The 17,793-nt window shown below is 55.6% G+C and carries 15 protein-coding genes; 10 read left to right on the top strand and 5 right to left on the bottom strand.

Annotation, left to right across the window (positions count from 1 at the left end; all coding sequences use genetic code 11):
• The first annotated feature begins 73 nt into the window (after positions 1-73).
• The 6 genes from hemN to ACN0RL_RS01990 all read left to right on the top strand — a co-directional run bounded on the left by hemN (position 74) and on the right by ACN0RL_RS01990 (position 9,340).
• The gene (gene hemN / locus ACN0RL_RS02015; protein WP_417513170.1) at positions 74-1,492 is read left to right on the top strand and encodes an oxygen-independent coproporphyrinogen III oxidase; all 1,419 of its coding nucleotides are present in this window, start codon (positions 74-76) and stop codon (positions 1,490-1,492) included.
• 253 nt (positions 1,493-1,745) lie between these two features.
• A complete protein-coding gene (locus ACN0RL_RS02010) occupies positions 1,746-5,486 on the top strand; it encodes a nitrate reductase subunit alpha (RefSeq protein ID WP_417513168.1) in 3,741 nt (1,246 codons plus the stop codon).
• Positions 5,487-5,532: 46 nt separating this feature from the next.
• Positions 5,533-7,068 carry a nitrate reductase subunit beta gene (gene narH / locus ACN0RL_RS02005; RefSeq protein ID WP_417513166.1) on the top strand — a complete coding sequence of 512 codons (1,536 nt, stop codon included), beginning with the start codon at positions 5,533-5,535 and terminating at the stop codon, positions 7,066-7,068.
• A 3-nt stretch (positions 7,069-7,071) separates the two neighbouring features.
• Positions 7,072-7,815 carry a nitrate reductase molybdenum cofactor assembly chaperone gene (gene narJ / locus ACN0RL_RS02000; protein ID WP_417513164.1) on the top strand — a complete coding sequence of 248 codons (744 nt, stop codon included), beginning with the start codon at positions 7,072-7,074 and terminating at the stop codon, positions 7,813-7,815.
• 14 nt (positions 7,816-7,829) lie between these two features.
• Entirely contained in the window at positions 7,830-8,531 is a 702-nt protein-coding gene (gene narI / locus ACN0RL_RS01995; RefSeq protein ID WP_417513162.1) for a respiratory nitrate reductase subunit gamma, read from the top strand.
• A 38-nt stretch (positions 8,532-8,569) separates the two neighbouring features.
• Positions 8,570-9,340, top strand: a complete 771-nt coding sequence (locus ACN0RL_RS01990) for a peptidylprolyl isomerase (protein WP_417513160.1) — start codon at positions 8,570-8,572, stop codon at positions 9,338-9,340.
• 12 nt (positions 9,341-9,352) lie between these two features.
• Here the strand turns inward: ACN0RL_RS01990 and ACN0RL_RS01985 are convergent, their stop codons facing one another.
• Complete coding sequence (locus tag ACN0RL_RS01985) at positions 9,353-11,380, bottom strand: methyl-accepting chemotaxis protein (RefSeq protein WP_417513158.1); 2,028 nt, start codon at positions 11,378-11,380, stop codon at positions 9,353-9,355.
• A gap of 292 nt (positions 11,381-11,672) precedes the next feature.
• Between ACN0RL_RS01985 and ubiU the strand changes: the two genes are divergently transcribed.
• From ubiU to selD, 3 genes are read left to right on the top strand one after another with little or no spacing between them, the layout of a single operon-like run.
• A complete protein-coding gene (gene ubiU / locus ACN0RL_RS01980; RefSeq protein WP_417513156.1) occupies positions 11,673-12,668 on the top strand; it encodes a ubiquinone anaerobic biosynthesis protein UbiU in 996 nt (331 codons plus the stop codon).
• Positions 12,669-12,681: 13 nt separating this feature from the next.
• Positions 12,682-13,584 (top strand): U32 family peptidase, encoded by a 903-nt coding sequence (locus ACN0RL_RS01975; RefSeq protein WP_417513154.1) that lies wholly within the window; start codon positions 12,682-12,684, stop codon positions 13,582-13,584.
• Between the two features lie 18 nt (positions 13,585-13,602).
• The gene (selD, locus tag ACN0RL_RS01970; RefSeq protein WP_417513152.1) at positions 13,603-14,640 is read left to right on the top strand and encodes a selenide, water dikinase SelD; all 1,038 of its coding nucleotides are present in this window, start codon (positions 13,603-13,605) and stop codon (positions 14,638-14,640) included.
• 8 nt (positions 14,641-14,648) lie between these two features.
• Here the strand turns inward: selD and ACN0RL_RS01965 are convergent, their stop codons facing one another.
• Both ACN0RL_RS01965 and ACN0RL_RS01960 read right to left on the bottom strand, forming a co-directional pair.
• Complete coding sequence (locus ACN0RL_RS01965) at positions 14,649-15,350, bottom strand: MOSC domain-containing protein (protein WP_417513150.1); 702 nt, start codon at positions 15,348-15,350, stop codon at positions 14,649-14,651.
• Positions 15,351-15,386: 36 nt separating this feature from the next.
• Positions 15,387-15,830 carry a hypothetical protein gene (locus ACN0RL_RS01960; protein WP_417513148.1) on the bottom strand — a complete coding sequence of 148 codons (444 nt, stop codon included), beginning with the start codon at positions 15,828-15,830 and terminating at the stop codon, positions 15,387-15,389.
• Between the two features lie 355 nt (positions 15,831-16,185).
• Here ACN0RL_RS01960 and ACN0RL_RS01955 point away from each other — a divergent pair, with 355 nt between their 5' ends.
• Entirely contained in the window at positions 16,186-16,488 is a 303-nt protein-coding gene (locus ACN0RL_RS01955) for a hexameric tyrosine-coordinated heme protein (protein ID WP_417513146.1), read from the top strand.
• A 65-nt stretch (positions 16,489-16,553) separates the two neighbouring features.
• On the opposite strand, the gene ubiT is transcribed toward ACN0RL_RS01955, so the two are convergent.
• Positions 16,554-17,048 carry a ubiquinone anaerobic biosynthesis accessory factor UbiT gene (ubiT, locus tag ACN0RL_RS01950; protein ID WP_417513144.1) on the bottom strand — a complete coding sequence of 165 codons (495 nt, stop codon included), beginning with the start codon at positions 17,046-17,048 and terminating at the stop codon, positions 16,554-16,556.
• A 70-nt stretch (positions 17,049-17,118) separates the two neighbouring features.
• Positions 17,119-17,790: a two-component system response regulator NarL gene (gene narL / locus ACN0RL_RS01945; protein WP_417513142.1), complete on the bottom strand. Its 672-nt coding sequence runs from the start codon at positions 17,788-17,790 to the stop codon at positions 17,119-17,121.
• Positions 17,791-17,793: the final 3 nt, after the last annotated feature.

Genomic DNA, 17,793 nt, shown 5'->3' with positions numbered 1-17,793 from the left:
CGCTCAGCCCGCCTCGCCTACAATGCGTCGCGCCCCGGCTGGCCTCACACATCACACGCTCAGAGTTTTTATTATGGCTTCCAACACCGCACCGCAGACTGCTGAATCCACCCTCCCGGAATTCATGTGGGATGATGCGCTGATCAAACGCTACGATCTCAGCGGGCCGCGCTATACATCGTATCCAACGGCTGTGGAGTTTAACCAGAGCTATCCGATAGAGCAGATGGTAGAGGCTGCAGCGCGCAGTAAGGCCAGCAACCGGCCGCTCTCTCTCTATACCCACCTGCCGTTCTGCGCTCACCTCTGCTATTACTGTGCCTGCAACAAGGTTATTACCAAGAAGCGCGACAAGGCGATGCCCTATGTTGAGCGACTTCTGAAAGAGGCAGCCATGCAGTCGAAACTGTTTGGCGCGGATCGCCCGGTAAAACAGTTGCACTGGGGTGGTGGTACACCGACCTTTCTGCCGAATGATGTGATGCAGGAGCTGATGGCAGGCTATGCCGAACTGTTCAACCTGCAAAGCGGTGACGAGCACGATTACAGTGTTGAGATTGATCCGCGTGAGGTAGACCAGGACACGCTGCCCACACTCTGGAAGCTGGGCTTTAACCGCATCAGCCTGGGTGTGCAGGATGTAAACCCGGAGGTTCAGAAAGCCGTCAACCGTATCCAGCCCCGGGAAATGACCGAAGCTGTTTTGCGCGAGGCCCGGCAGTTGGGCTTCGGATCCATCAATCTTGACTTGATCTACGGCTTGCCACACCAGACGCCAGAAAGCTTTGCGGACACTCTGGAGGCAGTAATTGATATGTCGCCAGACAGGCTGTCTGTGTTCAGTTATGCGCACCTGCCAGACCGCTTTTATCCGCAAACCCGAATCAAGAACGACACATTGCCATCACCGCAGCAAAAGCTGACCATTCTGCATAACACGATCAACCGCTTGCTTGAGGCGGGTTACGAATACATCGGTATGGATCACTTTGCCAAGCCGGATGACAGTCTGGCTGTGGCGCAACGCGCCGGGCGCCTGCACCGGAACTTCCAGGGCTACACCACTCACTCGGATTGTGATCTGGTTTCTCTGGGTGTGTCGGCTATTGGCCAGACAGACGACGCCTATTTCCAGAACAACCACGATCTGCCCGCCTGGGAAGCGTCCATAGACGCCGGCAATCTGGCGATTACCAAAGGCGTTAATCTTAGCCGTGATGACCGCTTGCGGCGCTGGGTTATTGGCCAGTTAATCTGTCAGTTCCGCCTGGATCGCCAGCAATTTTCCGCTGAGTGGCAGGAAGATTTTGACAGCTACTTTGCGGACGAACTTGCCCGTCTCCGCCCGATGATTGCCGATGAACTGATTGGTGACAATGGTCAGGTTCTGCAGGTAGAACCTGCCGGTCGGCTGCTGATTCGAGCCATCTGCCAGATTTTTGATTTCTACCGCAAAGAAGGCGCCAGCCAGCGGTTCTCCCGCATTATCTGACATCCACTTGCCGGGGCCGCAACGGCCCCGGAATGGAGCACACATCCCGGCGTTGTGCATGTTACCAGCCTGTCTGGCTGGTTTCGGTGTTCACGATTATCGAATTACCCTTAGAAGCAGAAGCTACTCCCGATTTTCTGGATAAGATTGGCGACTCTGAACTATTGCGTCTATGTTCAGTCACAGTTGACTAATAATTCCAAGTTCGCTGTCTGACGACGGGCAGCCCGAGATCGATGCCGGGAGATAAACCGTGAGCCACTTTCTGGATAGACTACGCTTCTTCAAACAGAAGAAAACCGACTTTTCCGACAGTCACGGCGTGATGACCGAAGAAAACCGGGCCTGGGAGGCTGGCTATCGCCGCCGCTGGCAGCACGACAAGATTGTACGCTCTACCCATGGCGTCAACTGCACCGGCTCTTGCAGCTGGAAAATTTATGTCAAAGACGGGCTGGTCACCTGGGAAACTCAACAGACGGACTACCCCCGTACTCGCCCGGATCTGCCAGACCACGAACCCCGCGGCTGTTCCCGGGGAGCCAGCTTCTCCTGGTACATCTACAGCGCAAACCGTTTGAAATATCCGAAAATGCGTGGCCACCTGATGGAAATGTGGCAGCAAGCCCGGGCCAAACACAAAGACCCGGTAGATGCCTGGGCGTCTATTGTTGAAGATCCGGTCCGCTCACGGGAATACAAGCAGCGCCGAGGAAAGGGCGGTTTCGTCCGTGCTGATTGGGACGATGTGAACGAGCTGATTGCGGCGTCAAATATTTACACCGCGAAAACCTATGGCCCGGATCGAGTCACCGGTTTTTCACCCATTCCCGCCATGTCGATGGTGTCATACGCAGCCGGTGCCCGATATCTGTCGCTGATAGGCGGCAACTGCCTGAGTTTCTACGACTGGTATTGTGATTTGCCGCCGGCTTCCCCGCAGGTCTGGGGCGAACAGACCGACGTGCCCGAGTCCGCAGACTGGTTTAATTCCAACTACATCATGATGTGGGGCTCCAACGTGCCCCAGACCCGCACGCCAGACGCGCACTTCATGACCGAGGTGCGCTACAAGGGCACCAAGATTGTCACCATTTGCCCAGACTATTCGGAAGCGTCCAAGTTCGGCGACACATGGCTGGCACCTCGCCAGGGCACCGATGCGGCGTTGGGCATGGCGTTCGGTCATGTCATTCTGAAAGAATTCCACGTCGACAATCCCAGCACTTACTTCACCGAATACGTTCGACGTTACACTGACTTCCCTATGCTGGTTGTGCTGAAGGCCAAAGACGGCGTTTTTCATCAGGACCGGTTCCTGCGTGCTGCTGACCTGGTAGACAACCTTGGCCAGGCCAATAATCCCGACTGGAAAACCATTGCCCTGAACGAAGCCGGCGAGTTGACCTCACCTAATGGCTCTATCGGTTACCGTTGGGGTGAGAATCACGAAGAGGGAGTGAAAGGCAAATGGAACCTGGAAAACCGCGACGGAACCAGCAATGAAACCCAGGAGCTTTGGCTGAGCCTGAAGGATCGTGAAGACGAACTTGTGCAAGTAGCCTTCCCCTATTTTGGCGGCAAGGAGCACGAACACGGTTACTTCCAGCATACAAACCACACCGAAATGCAAACCCGCCGTTTGCCCGTACGTAATGTCACCCTGGCTGACGGCACGACCGCCACGGTGGCCACCGTATACGACCTGACGCTGGCCAACTACGGCGTCAGCCAGGGCATTGCCGACGATGGTTGTGCCACCAGTTTTGACGATGATGTGCCCTATACCCCTGCATGGCAGGAGCAGATAACAGGCGTAAAACGTGCAGACGTGATTCGTATTGCCCGTGAATTCGCCGATACTGCCAACAAGACCCGCGGTCGTTCCATGGTCATCGTCGGTGCGGGTCTGAACCACTGGTACAACATGGACATGAACTACCGTGCCATCATCAACATGCTGATGATGTGCGGTTGCGTGGGCCAGAGCGGCGGCGGTTGGGCGCACTACGTGGGCCAGGAGAAACTGCGCCCACAGACCGGCTGGCAACCTCTGGCGTTTGGCCTGGATTGGCAGCGCCCGCCCCGGCACATGAACGGTACGTCGTTCTTCTACAACCATTCCAACCAGTGGCGTTACGAGAAGCTGGGCATGGAAGAGGTGATTTCGCCGCTGGCCGATCCGAAAGACTGGAGCGGATCAATGCTCGATTACAACACCCGCGCCGAGCGCATGGGGTGGCTACCTTCGGCGCCGCAACTGGGCACCAACCCGTTGCATATCAAGGCGGCAGCCGACAAGGCCGGTATGGAGGTTAAGGACTATGTTGTACAGCAGCTGAAATCCGGGGATATCAAGTTCGCCTGTGAAGACCCGGACGATCCGCAGAACTTCCCACGCAACATGTTTGTGTGGCGTTCCAATCTGCTGGGGTCCAGCGGCAAGGGTCACGAGTATATGCTGCGTCACCTGCTGGGTACCCGCCACGGTTTGATGGGCAAAGAGCTGGGCGATGCTGATGCAGGCCGCCCCGAAGACGTCAAATGGCATGAGGAGGTGCCGGAGGGCAAGGTGGATCTCTGGGTGACCATCGATTTCCGTATGTCCACCACCTGCCTGTATTCCGATATCGTGCTGCCGACAGCCACCTGGTACGAGAAGAACGACCTCAACACCTCAGACATGCACCCGTTCATTCATCCGCTGTCAGAAGCGGTGAACCCGGTTTGGGAAAGCCGCAGCGACTGGGACATTTTCAAGGGATTGGCGAAGAAGTATTCCGAACTGAGCCCCGGTCACCTTGGCAAGGAAACCGACGTGGTGACCGTGCCCATGCTGCACGATTCTCCGGGTGAGCTGGCCCAACCCTACGATGTAAAAGCCTGGTGGAAAGGCGAGTGCGAGGCTATTCCAGGCAAAACCATGCCCAATATTGTGACCGTTGAGCGCGACTACGCCAATATTCACGCCCAATACACGTCCATCGGACCGCTACTGGAAACTCTTGGCAACGGCGGCAAAGGCATCAGTTGGGACACCAAAGAAGAAGTGGAGTTTCTGGGCAAGTTGAACCACGTCCACCATGACGAGGGCGCTAATAAAGGCCGGCCCCGGCTTGATTCGGCCATCGATGCTTGCGAGATGATTCTGTCTTTGGCGCCCGAGACCAATGGTCAGGTTGCGGTAAAGGCCTGGGAAGCGTTGTCGGTGAACACCGGCCGGGATCACACCCATCTGGCCAAGCCCAAGCAGGATGAAAAAATCCGTTTCCGCGATGTGATTGCCCAACCACGCAAAATCATTTCCTCGCCCACCTGGTCTGGCCTGGAAGACGAGCATGTGTCTTACACCGCCAACTACACCAACGTGCATGAGTTGATTCCCTGGCGCACCATCACTGGCCGTCAGCAGTTTTATCAGGACCACAAATGGATGCGCGATTTTGGCGAGACCCTGTGTGTGTATAAACCGCCGGTCAACCTGAAAGCTATCCAGCCGGTGCTGAACACGAAAACCAATGGCAACAAAGAGATTGTGCTCAACTTTCTGACTCCGCACCAAAAGTGGGGCATTCACAGTACCTACACCGACAACCTGTTGATGCTGACGTTGTCCCGGGGTGGGCCGATCATCTGGCTGAGCGAACACGATGCCAAAGAGGCGGGTATTGAAGACAACGACTGGATCGAGACTTTCAACGTTAACGGTTCTATCGCAGCGCGAGCCGTGGTGTCGCAACGGGTCGCGGTAGGGTCGGCGATGATGTACCACGCCCAGGAGAAGCACGTAAACGTACCGGGTTCTGAAATGACCGGTACGCGAGGCGGCATTCACAACTCGGTTACCCGGGCAGTGATGAAACCTACCCACATGATCGGGGGGTATGCCCAGCAATCCTACGGCTTCAATTACTACGGCACCGTGGGTTCCAACCGCGATGAATTCGTGGTGGTGCGCAAGATGGATAACGTTGATTGGCTAGACACTGAATGAACCTCTGGCACCCAAAACGATCGGGGTTCACTCCCAGGAGACAGACATGAAAGTAAGAGCACAAATTGGCAAGGTTCTGAATCTGGACAAGTGCATTGGATGCCACACCTGTTCAGTCACGTGCAAAAACGTGTGGACCTCCCGCGAGGGCATGGAATACGCCTGGTTCAACAACGTTGAAACCAAGCCCGGTATTGGCTTCCCCAAAGAGTGGGAAAACCAGGAGCGCTGGAATGGCGGCTGGAAACGACTGAAAAGTGGAAAGATTCAGCCGCGCATGGGCGGTAAGCTGCGGGTTCTGGCGAACATTTTTGCCAACCCCGACATGCCGCTGATTGACGATTATTACGAGCCGTTTGATTTCGACTACGAATACCTGCACAACGCGCCGGACAGCAAACACCAGCCTGTAGCCAGGCCACGTTCGCTGATCGACGGCCGGCGGATGGAAAAAATAGAGTGGGGCCCGAACTGGGAAGAAATTCTGGGCACCGAGTTTGAAAAGCGTAAAAAAGACAAAAACTTCGACCATGTAGTGCAAAAAGACATCTACGGTCAGTTTGAAAACACCTTCATGATGTATCTGCCACGGCTGTGCGAACACTGCCTGAACCCGACCTGCGTAGCCGCTTGCCCATCGGGCGCCATATACAAGCGTGAAGAAGACGGCATTGTGCTGATTGATCAGGACAAATGCCGGGGCTGGCGCATGTGTGTTTCGGCCTGTCCGTACAAGAAAATTTACTACAACTGGAAAAGTGGCAAGTCTGAAAAGTGCACTTTCTGTTATCCGCGGATTGAGGCGGGCCAGCCCACAGTTTGCTCTGAAACCTGCGTAGGGCGCATCCGCTATCTGGGCGTGTTGCTCTACGATGCGGACCGTATCGAAGCGGCAGCCAGCGTTGAAAACGAGCAGGATCTATACGAAGCACAGCTCGACATTTTTCTGGATCCCTTTGATCCGGACGTCATCAAAGCCGCCAAGGCAGAGGGTATTCCACAAGCCTGGATTCTGGCCGCCCAGCAATCTCCGGTTTACAAAATGGCTGTAGATTGGAAAGTGGCGTTGCCCCTGCATCCGGAATACCGGACCTTGCCCATGGTGTGGTATGTGCCGCCCCTGTCACCGCTGCAATCCGCGGTCGAGGCCGGCCACGTGGGTAAAAACGGCAACATGCCGGATCTGAAATCGCTGCGGATTCCCATGCGTTACCTGGCGAACATGCTGACCGCCGGCGACGAAGCCCCGGTAATCCGGGCTCTGGAGCGGATGATTGCCATGCGTTCCTACAAGCGCTCGCAGCAGGTGGAGCAGGAGGAGGATCTCGAGGTTCTCGAACAGGTGGGCCTGTCGGTGCGCCAGGTGGAAGACATGTACCGGTACATGGCCATTGCCAATTTTGAAGACCGGTTTGTGATTCCCACCAGCCACCGCGCTTACGCCGAGGAGGCGTATGACATGCGGGGTAATTGTGGGTTCACCTTTGGCAACGGCTGCAGTGATGGTGATTCCGACGTCACCTTGTTTGGCGGTAATAAGTCATCGGTGCGTAAAGTCATTCCAGTTACGCTCAAGGATTAAGCCATGCGACAAATCAGTTTGCTCTCCCGTTGCCTGGACTACCCCACGGCGGACCTGCGGGACAACCTCGACAGTGTCCGCGACCTGTTTGCCGAACTGCCCGTGGGCGAGACGACGCGGGCAGGTCTGCAGAGTTTTGTTGACCACATAACCGGGCAATCGCTGATTGCCTGCCAAACCGAATACGACGGACTTTTTGAGCGCGGCCGATCTGTGTCGCTGCATCTTTTTGAACACGTGCATGGAGAGTCCCGCGACCGGGGGCAAGCCATGGTCAACCTGCTGAATGAGTACCACGAAGCAGGTCTTGAGCTGAGCGAGAAAGAACTGCCGGATTACCTGCCCCTGTATCTGGAATTTCTGGCTACCCAGGGCAATGACAACATGAAGGCAGGTCTGCAGGAAGTGGCTCACATTATTGGGCTGGTGGCTTGCCGGCTGGAAGAACGTGGCAGCCCTTATGCACCGCTGTTCCATGCCCTCCTGGAAATTTCCGAGGCCCGGGTGCCGCTGGCTGAATTGCGGATTCAGGCGGCGGAAGAAACGCCCGATTACACTCAGGACGCGCTGGATAAGGAATGGGCGGAGGCCGAAGTCACCTTCGGCGGCGACGAAGCGCCCGACGCCAACTGTTCGTCTTCGCAGAGCCGGCCGTCTGAAGGTCAGCGGCGCGATCAGCACATGCCTATTAACATGCCGGAACCGGCACCCCGACCACTTTCGCCAGAACCGGAACATCGGAGCTGACAGGGAGAGTAATCATGAATGCGAGCCTCATTGATGTGTTTTTTTTCGGGGTATACCCCTACCTGGCCTCGGCGATATTCTTCCTTGGCTGCCTGGTCCGTTACGACCGTGAACAGTACACCTGGAAAGCCCAGTCCAGCCAGATTATGCACAATAAAAACTTCCGCATTGCCAGCATCCTGTTCCACGTAGGGATACTGGCCATCTTCGCCGGGCACTTTGCCGGCCTGGTGATACCCCGTGAGTTCTACCATATGATCGGGATTTCTCTGGCCGCCAAGCAGATTATTGCCATGGTCGCCGGTGGCATATTTGGTGTGATCTGCTTTATCGGTATGACCATGCTGGTTCATCGACGCATTTTTAACGCCCGGGTCCGGGCCAGCACCACGATCATGGATACAGCAATCCTGCTGGTGATATACGCTCAGCTGATTATAGGCATGCTGACTATTTCTATTTCCATGGACCACATGGACGGCTCGGTGATGAGCGGTCTGATGGACTGGTCGAGCATGGTGCTGACATTCCGCCCGACGCTGGCGGTGGAAAGCATTCACAACGTGCACTGGATCTATAAAATGCACGTGTTCCTGGGCATGACCTTGTTCGTGTTGTTTCCGTTCAGCCGCCTGGTGCACATCTGGAGCGTGCCTGTGACTTATGTTGGCCGTAACTATCAGGTGGTTCGCCGTCGGGTAAGCGCCACCAAATAAGCCGTCGTCATCAAATGGAAGCGAATAGGGGAAGTGTGATGATTGCCGTAAACGACGTGACGATTGCAAGCGAGCGGGTGCTGCAGGAGATGCAGTATCATCCTGCTCCGTCAAAAGAACAGGCAGAATACCAGGCCGCAACCACGCTGGTGCTTGGCGAGCTGCTGCGCCAGCGAGCAGCGGAACTGGGCCTGGAAGTGCGTGATATGGACGACCCCACGGCCGATGATGACCATATCGAGCAGCTGATCAAGCGAGAAGTGCACATACCCGAGGCAACGCGCGACGAATGCCTGGCTTATTTTCAGGCCAATCCCGAGCTTTTTGTGACATCTCCGCTGCTGGATGTGAGCCATATCCTCATCGCCGGTGACCCGAAAGACGAAGCGCAACGGGCGTACGCCCATGATATTGCCGAACGCCTGCTCAGCCAGATAAAAAAAGCGCCGCAGGACTTTGGCAAACTGGCCAAAGCCCATTCCAATTGCGACTCCAGTGGCGCCGGCGGTTCACTCGGCCAGATAGGCAAAGGCCAGACAGTTCAGGAATTTGAACGTCAGGTATTCCGCGCCGGCACCGGTTTGATCAAGAGCCTGGTAGAAACCCGCTACGGGTATCACATTGTGCAGATACACCAGAAAGTGGACGGCAAACCGCTGGACTTTGAAATGGCCTACGAACGCATTCGCGATTACCTGAACGAGAAGGTGCGACGCAAGGCTATCAGCCAGTACATCAACACCTTGATGGCGGGAGCCCGGATTGAGGGCATTGAACTGAATGTGACCCGCTCACCACTGATGCAGTAAAAGTCCCGGCGCTTACACTGTAGCCACTTTGAACTCGTTCGCCAGATCTTGCAGCTGGCGGGCGAGTCTCGCCTGCTCTCCCGTCACATGGGAGATCTCCTGAGAGCCGGTCAGCGTCAGTATGGCTACCTCACTGACGGCTTCCATGTTTCCTGCCAGTTCCCGGGTTACGGCAACTTGTTGCTCGGAAGCCGCTGCAATCTGAGTCGCCATATCAGAGATGTTGTTGACGTCTCCAAGAATAGCGGCAAATGTTTGCTCAAGCTCAGAGGACTGTTCGCTGGCTTCGTTGGCCAATTCGTGGCTGGCAATGATGGAGCGGCTGGCATTTTCAGTGATCACCTGAAAGCCATTAATAATGTCTTCTATCTGGGTTGTGGATTCGTGAGTCTGGCGCGCCAGTGTGCGGACTTCATCAGCAACGACAGCAAACCCCCTGCCATGTTCACCGGCGCGCGCGGCTTCAATGGCGGCGTTCAGGGCCAGAAGATTGGTCTGATCTGCAACCTTGCGGATTACATCCATAACTTCCACGATGCTGCCGCTGCGTTTCTCCAGTTCCTCAATAACCTCGTTTACCTCTTTCACGGAGCTGGCAAGTGAACGTATGCGGCGTACGCTGCCTTGCAGAACTTCTTCACCGGCACGGCTTCTCTCCATAACCGTACTGGCCGCGTCCGCAACTTGCTGGGTATTCTGGGAAATCTGCTCTGAAGTGGCTGACATTTCTTCAGTAGCGGCTGCAACCTGCTCTATTTGTTGTTGCTGGCTCTTGGTTTGCGTGGCGTTCTGGCCAGCGACAGAGCTGGTCTCCTCCGTGGCTGTTGCAAGTTGTACGCTGGCGCCATCAATGTGTTTGAGAGCACTGCCAAACCGGCCGAACAATTCGTTGATTGCGCGGCCGATGGTACCGACCTCGTCTTTGCTGGAGATGAGGATCTGTTGAGTAAGATCCTTGTTGTCCATGGCAAACCGCACGCCGTCGAGCAGATTGTTGATCTGTCGGTTGATGGTGCTGACCATGAGCAGCATGAGAGCAAAAACGACGACGATTGATGCAGTGGCGATCCCTGATGCGACGAAAAGATCGTGGCGGGCGTCGGCGACGCCAAGGACCGCAGAGGCAGATGTGCTGTCGAGCAACGCTTTACGCACGCTGTTCAAGTTGCCGAGGCGCTCGGTGGTGATATCAAACCACTCCATCGAATCCAGGGCGTACATGCCTGAAGGGCTACTGAACAGGGTGTCCCGCTTTTCCTGCAGATCGCGACTCTCGGAAGTGGTTGCAAGATTTTCCACTGTCGCACGCAACTCTGAATCGGTCTTCAGCATAGCGCGGGCCTCTCGGATAAAGGCTTCCTGGTGGCCTTCAAATGCGGCGATTTTCTGAATGGCAGGAAGGTCAAAATCTCCACTGTTGATCAGAGCAGCGCCTGCCGCCCGCTCTTTTCCGGCCGCCTCAGCCGCTTCTGCAAGGGCATAGTAGGCATTGATGTCACGGGTCAGCCCCGGGTCGGTAGAGCGTGCAATGAGCAGAGGGATTCGATCAAGTAATCCGGTAATCAGTTTCGTGTAACGAGCTCCGGCTTCATTGCCACTGACAGAGCGATTGTCGATATCGCTGCGAAGCCGCGCCAGCGCGTTCAGCTCCTTTTCCATAGCCTGGATGCTGTTGCTGACAACGGGGCTGAAGCTGGCCTCCTTTACGAGACTGGCTGTGCGGGTACGATAATCAGAGAGTCGAGTGTCGGTTTGCTGGCGCTGGCGGGTTAAGGCCTGTTCCGCCTGCCTGGCCGCGTCGCGGTCAGTGCCATTCGAAAGCACTACGGCTGACCTTCCGCGCTCTTTTTGCAGTGTCTCGATCAGCGGGTCACCGATGTCCGCGAGCTGAACCAGGGAGTGCAGCTGGCGCATGTTGCCCAGCTGCCCTGTGTTTACCACAATGCTTTCAACCGCAAAGTAAACAATTACCAGCAGAGCCGGTATCACAAGTGTGATCAGCTTTCCGCGCATGGACAGGTTGTTGATCAGGTTTTTCATAGGGAGCCCCCGTAATCGTGTATGACTTCCATTGTGGGCAAGTGTAGCAGTGCGCACCATTCACAGTACGAGGTACCTGTGGAGGTAGGTCTATGCCTGTAACACATTGTTATCCAATGTTAGTTCCCCGATTTTCAACAGAAATAACCGGCTATAAGTAATGATGCGTGGAGTATTCCTTAGTGGGTAGCTGGTCGGGTTATAGCGGGTATCGGCGGCTCCGGTGATAAAGATCAATGCCCGGGGGAATCCCCCGGCGTATGGTCTGCGGAACTTTAATCTGGAGGCAGCCATGGAACTTGTTTGCCCGGCCGGTAGCTTGCCGGCACTGAAAACGGCGGTGGATAACGGTGCCAACGCCGTGTACATGGGATTTAAAGACAGCACCAATGCCCGCCAGTTTGCCGGTCTCAACTTTAATGACAAACGCGCAGGCGAGGGCATCGAATACGCTCACAGCAAAGGCGCCAGAGTATTCTGTGCCATCAACACCTATCCGCAGCCGGATGGTTGGGAAATCTGGAAATCGGCTGTCGACCGGGCGGCGGCACTGGGAGTGGATGCGATTATCCTTGCGGACATGGGGCTGCTGGAGTATGCCGCTAACAAACACCCGCAAGTCCACCGGCACCTTTCTGTTCAGGGCTCTGCCACCAGCTATGAGGCTCTGCGCTTCTACAAGGACAACTTTGATATCCGCCGTGCCGTATTGCCTCGAGTGTTATCGATAGATCAGGTGCGCGGTGTTGCAAAACACAGCCCTGTAGAGCTGGAGGTGTTTGCTTTTGGCAGCTTGTGCATCATGGCAGAAGGGCGGTGTTACCTTTCTTCCTATCTGACGGATGAATCCCCGAATACTCGCGGCGCCTGCTCTCCTGCTAAAGCTGTGCGTTGGCAGGAAACGCCGAACGGTCTGGAGTCCCGCCTGAACGACGTACTGATTGATCGATACGGCAAAGGCGAATCTGCGGGTTACCCCACTTTATGCAAAGGCCGTTTCGAGGTGGAAGGTAGTGTTTACCACGCTATCGAAGAGCCGGTCAGCCTGAATACTCTGGATTTGCTGCCGGAACTGAAAGAGCTGGGCATCAGTGCCGTGAAGATTGAAGGCCGGCAGCGCAGCCCTGCCTACATTGCGGATGTAGCACGCACCTGGCGCCAGGCGCTGGACAGGCTGGACGCCGGTTCCGGTAACTTCCATGTGGATCCTGTCTGGAACAGCACGCTGGCGGGTTTGTCTGAAGGTGGCCTGACCACCATTGGCGCCTATCACCGCAAATGGAAATGAGGCTGAGCAATCCATGATGAAACTCTCTCTGGGCCCGATTCTCTGGTTCTGGTCCAAACAAACTGTTTTTGATTTTTACGCCAACGCCGCTGAGTGGCCTGTGGATACGGTATATCTGGGCGAAACCGTCTGTTCCCGCCGCCGTGAGCTGAGGCTGGCGGACTGGCTGGAAATTGCCGGTGTGCTCAAGGACTCCGGCAAGCAGGTGGTGCTCTCGACACAGACACTGATTGAATCCGAGGCGGATTTGCGGGCGTTGCGCAGAATCTGCAACCAGCAGGAGTATCTGGTAGAAGCCAACGATCAGAGTGCGTTGCAGTTGGCCACGCAGAACAATTTGCCGTTTGTGACCGGCCCATCCATGAACATATACAACACCCCAACCCTGAAATTGCTGGCGAAACAGGGACTGAAAGGCTGGAGCTTGCCCGTAGAGCTGGGCCGTGAGACTTTGCAGCGATTGATTACGGAGTTAAAAGGCGAAGGGCTGGATTTGCCTGCTGAGGTGTTCGCCTGGGGCTTTCTGCCACTGGCCTGGTCATCCCGTTGCTTTACCGCCAGACACTACAACCTGCCTAAAGACAACTGTGAGTTCCGCTGCCTGCAGCACCCGGATGGTCTGGAACTTCGCTCCCGGGAATCTCAGGAACTGTTTCGCCTGAACGGCACGTCCACATTGTCTGGCTCGCGCTACGACCTGATGCGGGAACTGCCGGATATGGAAAAAATGGGCGTAGCCACCGTGCGCCTGAGCCCGGAGCATCAGGGTATGGCTGAAGTGGTTCGTCGATATGACCAGGTGCGTCGGGGCGAGGTGCCAGCCAGCGACCCATTGCAGTTGGTGGAAGCCCCACCCTGTAACGGCTATTGGTATGGCAAACCGGGCATGGACCTGGTTTCTTCACAAGGCCTTTAACGGCAAAGGACTGAACTCTTGACTGTCAGGTTAACGAAATTGAGCCACGGAGCGGGCTGTGGCTGCAAGATTGCCCCCGATGTACTCGAACGGATACTTCACTCCACGGTTCCGGAGCGGCCCGATGCGCGGCTGCTCGTAGGTAATGAGAGCCGCGATGACGCCGCTGTTGCGGATATCGGCAATGGCACAGGCATTATCAGCACCACGGATTTCTTCATGCCTGTGGTGGATGACCCCTACGATTTTGGCCGCATTGCTGCTGCCAATGCCATCAGCGACGTTTACGCCATGGGCGGGCACCCTATCATGGCCATTGCCATTCTGGGTTGGCCGGTAGCCACTCTGGCACCCGAGATTGCAGGGCAGGTGCTCGACGGTGGTCGCGCTGCCTGTGCCGAGGCGGGCATTACCCTGGCGGGAGGCCATAGCATTGACTCGCCGGAACCCATCTTTGGGCTCGCCGTAACCGGGCAGGTGGCGACAAACCGCATTATTCGCAACAGTGCGGCCAGAGCAGGAGACCTTTTGTACCTCACAAAGCCGCTGGGCGTGGGCATTCTGACCAGTGCTTTGAAAAAAGAGTGTATCAGGCCAGATGATTTGGCACTGGCTGTTGAAACCATGGCAGCCTTAAACAAGGCGGGCGAGATTTTCGCAGAGTTGGCCGGCTTGCACGCGATGACCGATGTCACAGGTTTCGGACTTGCTGGTCACCTGTTGGAAATATGTCGTGGCAGCAATCTGTGTGCCCGCATCAATCGCAGCAGGGTGCCGGTACTGCCGAATGTGCAGGCCTACATTGAAAAAGGTTGTGTCCCCGGTGGCACGCACCGCAATGCTGCAGCCTTTGCAGGGCAAATCGCAGGTATGGGCGAAGCAGACACACTGATATTCTGTGATCCTCAAACCAGTGGTGGCCTTCTCGTTGCTGTCGATCCAGTGGAGTCAGAGGTCTTTGAAAGCTGTGCACAAGCGCTGGGTTTGACGCTGGCGCCAATCGGGCAGTTGTACCTGCCAGATGCCCTTGAGCAAACAGTTGTTATTATTGAATAACCTTACGATTATTCAGCAGGCGCCGGCCCAAATAGCCGCCTCTCCCAATCTTCAACTTTGCCGGTTTCCAGCCGCTTTTGGGCCAGCCCACGAAGATTAGGAGTGAGCTGCTTCAGCCCGGCCATTTCCCTAAGCGCAGTATGCTCCAGTGGGATCTCGTACAACAGGGATAGTACCCGGCTCAGAGGCCAGTCCGGGTTTGGACGCTGATCAAGGATGAGCCTGTCGCCCCGGTGAACGATCCCTGGCTGCAACACCCGGTAATACCAACCTGTTCTGAGGCTGTTCTGGAGCCGGAGGGACATGTCCGGTATGCCAAAGCGCAGGTTCAGGCGCCAGCATGGCTGACGAGGCTGGGATACCTCAACAATCGCCTCACCAAGCCTGTAAACATCGCCGGCACAGACATCGTTTTCGGTAAATCCTTCAGTCACCAGGTTTTCACCAAAGGCACCTGGCTGGCAATGCCCTGCAGCGGGTTCTGGAAGCGCCTCCCGTAATCGTCCGTAATGGTCCGAGGCAAAGTGGTGCAGGGCTTTCTCCGGCCCACCATGGTGATGTTTGTCGCCTTGCTGGTCGTCGCTCAGGCCATTTATGTTCAGGTACGCGGAATCAACCTGCTGCTTGTAGATGCCTGTAAGAGTTCCAGAATCATCGAGCCTCTTGAGAGTGCCAATTCTGAGTTCCCTGATCTCAACATCTGCTGCCATTTCAATTCTCCAGAATCGGCCGAACCGGTTTTACAGTCACCAGATTGCCATCATGGCGCCCGCTCCAAGAACCAGCGAACCGCCTGTTTCAGCCACAACAAGAGCAATCATAAAGCCATGAACAAGCCACGAAGGCAGTGTGTTCGCACCCAACTTGTGTGGCTTACGCAGCTGGTTGCTGGTATCCCGAAGAATCCCGTGGACAATGTAGGTGCCAATAGCCAATGCAAAAAAGCCCAGTGCGCACACGGCAGCCAGTGTGTTCAACCATTCCGGGAACACGCTGTAGCTGGCTAACCAGCCAAGCAACACGGCCGCAAAGCTGTACATCAGTGAGCTGCGATGGGCAATGTCCACATACCGCGGCGCTGCCGCTTTCGGGCTGTTGGCCATGCACCAGTATTTCCAGATGCCGGTTACCAGCCCCGTCATAAAAAACACAAAGGCGGCGGTAAGACAGAGTTTTTCAGCCAGTGCCATTATTCGGGTTCCTTCCATTTCAGTCATTCATTCATGGGGGTATGCGCAGTGTGCTCTGCTCGGCAGCTGGATGTTAAAAATCCAGTCCAGTTTGCCTTCAATGGGCGATTTACGGCAATGGCAAGCCAACAGAAACTGAAAGTAGTCCAAGAGCGATGCGGCGTCATCATGTGGAGAGTAGTTGAAAGTTGTACTTTTGGAGTGCAACGTAAGACATAAAGATGTATTGAAGATGTCGCTACTCTGATTCTTAATGAAAAAGCTCTTTGACCGGAGTTCCGTGTTGGCCCAAAGCGGGGGCTTCGGGCAGGAGGTACGAACCGAAACGTGAAGAACTTTTGAGGAGACTAAAACAATGAATAAAATTCTGGTGTTACTCGCTGCTTTTGCCCTTGCTTTGCCGTTGACGGCTCAGGCTGAGAAGAACAAAGGCTCCGAAGTCTGGCTACCCACCCTGGTTGCGGAAACCCCTCAGGAAGGGTTTGAGTTGGCCATCAAACTTGCACGGATGGGTGTCAAAAGTACCCAGTCGGATAAAGAAGTTCTGTTCCGTGAGCGTGAAGAATATTCCCAGGATGGGGAAGCCCTGATTCACGCCTCCCAAGTGATCGCCGCCTACTTTGAAACCGTTGCTGCTGCAAATAATTACTGGAAATAAACCAGCGCAGTGGCGGCCAAATGCGGCCGCCACGCCTGTCAGCGATCAGGTATATGCCGGGCTCCTCACCAGAAGAGCAGTTGTCGGATGTTGAAATTCCATTCAAGGCTGTCGAGCAGGTTCTTCAATCCTAGCCCCAGTTCCGTATCGCCTTCAATCACCAGACGGCGCTGGAAAAAGAGTTGGTCAGGATCCTGCCGCCGTTCGGCCAGGGTTTTGAAAGCGGAGAGAGAGCCTCGAATCGTGGCTTCACCGGCGCCTTCCAGCACCCGGAGCCGGCCCGCCCAAAAGCCGAAGGTGATTCCCGGCTGACCACCGTTAACCTCCAGCCGGATGCGGCGCCCTTCAAAATCATCAAATTCACCATCGGCAATGGCCGCCGCAAAGATACGGTTCAGGGGTTCTTCCGCGACGAGCTGTTTTACCGGCATGGGCACAGCACGGTCGATAGCTCCGAGAATGGGTGAGGGCGACGGAAGATACTCGGAGAGCAGCGCCAGCGTGTCGCTGATCAAGGGGTTGGTACGCAGTGGGAAGGCAGCAAGCGATGGCAGGGCCATGATCAACTCCGGGCAGTGAATTCGATCTGCCCAGAGTAACCAAAACCGGCGATACTTGATTTGATATAGCTCAGCCCTTGTGCAGGCCTTCTTCCACGGCCCAGACTGCCACCTCAACCCGTGAGCGAAGGCTGAGTTTTTTCAGAAGGTGTTTAACGTGGACTTTTACCGTGCCATCACTGATGTCCAGCTTGCGGCCGATCATCTTGTTGGAAAGGCCCTCTGCGATAAGCCGAAGGATATCTTTTTCCCGCGGTGTCAGGCTGTCGAAATCCGGCCGTGATGTCTGTTGTGGCTTGTTGGAGCGCAGGGCCTCTGCAAGCAACGTGGTTAGCCGATCACTGATAACCATCTTGCCGACCGCAGCCTGATGTAGCTGGGCGATCATGTCTTCCGGTTCCATATCCTTCAGCAAATAGCCGTCTGCACCGGCACGCAGGGCAGCGACTACGTCATCTTCCTGATCAGAAACAGTAAACATTACGATGCGGGAGCTTACGTTCAGTTCCCGTAGTTTTTTCAGAGCATCAATGCCGCTGATTTCCGGCATGTTGAGGTCCATCAGGATGAGATCAGGCTCCAGTTCGGTCGCCAGTCGAATCCCGTCTGTTGCGTTGCTGGCTTCACCAGCCACAACCATGTCCTCCTCCATCTCGACGAGCTGTTTGATACCTTGACGCAGCAGTGGGTGGTCGTCGATCAGCAATATGCTTGCAGGTGTATCAGACGGTCTTTCAGACATGGT

It is taken from the genome of Marinobacter sp., from assembly GCF_048259445.1.
Lineage (GTDB): Bacteria > Pseudomonadota > Gammaproteobacteria > Pseudomonadales > Oleiphilaceae > Marinobacter.
The sequence above is the reverse complement of the archived record's forward strand: the minus strand, read 5'-3'. Positions and strand labels throughout refer to the sequence as shown.

Bases quoted from the DNA above. Each gene is read 5' to 3' on its own strand.
- ACN0RL_RS01965 (WP_417513150.1), bottom strand. From the start codon at position 15,350: ATGGCAGCAGATGTTGAGATCAGGGAACTCAGAATTGGCACTCTCAAG.
- ubiU (WP_417513156.1), top strand. From the start codon at position 11,673: ATGGAACTTGTTTGCCCGGCCGGTAGCTTGCCGGCACTGAAAACGGCG.
- ACN0RL_RS01960 (WP_417513148.1), bottom strand. From the start codon at position 15,830: ATGGCACTGGCTGAAAAACTCTGTCTTACCGCCGCCTTTGTGTTTTTT.
- narH (WP_417513166.1), top strand. From the start codon at position 5,533: ATGAAAGTAAGAGCACAAATTGGCAAGGTTCTGAATCTGGACAAGTGC.
- ubiT (WP_417513144.1), bottom strand. From the start codon at position 17,048: ATGGCCCTGCCATCGCTTGCTGCCTTCCCACTGCGTACCAACCCCTTG.
- ACN0RL_RS01955 (WP_417513146.1), top strand. From the start codon at position 16,186: ATGAATAAAATTCTGGTGTTACTCGCTGCTTTTGCCCTTGCTTTGCCG.
- ACN0RL_RS01990 (WP_417513160.1), top strand. From the start codon at position 8,570: ATGATTGCCGTAAACGACGTGACGATTGCAAGCGAGCGGGTGCTGCAG.
- narL (WP_417513142.1), bottom strand. From the start codon at position 17,790: ATGTCTGAAAGACCGTCTGATACACCTGCAAGCATATTGCTGATCGAC.
- narI (WP_417513162.1), top strand. From the start codon at position 7,830: ATGAATGCGAGCCTCATTGATGTGTTTTTTTTCGGGGTATACCCCTAC.
- hemN (WP_417513170.1), top strand. From the start codon at position 74: ATGGCTTCCAACACCGCACCGCAGACTGCTGAATCCACCCTCCCGGAA.
- narJ (WP_417513164.1), top strand. From the start codon at position 7,072: ATGCGACAAATCAGTTTGCTCTCCCGTTGCCTGGACTACCCCACGGCG.
- ACN0RL_RS01985 (WP_417513158.1), bottom strand. From the start codon at position 11,380: ATGAAAAACCTGATCAACAACCTGTCCATGCGCGGAAAGCTGATCACA.
- ACN0RL_RS01975 (WP_417513154.1), top strand. From the start codon at position 12,682: ATGATGAAACTCTCTCTGGGCCCGATTCTCTGGTTCTGGTCCAAACAA.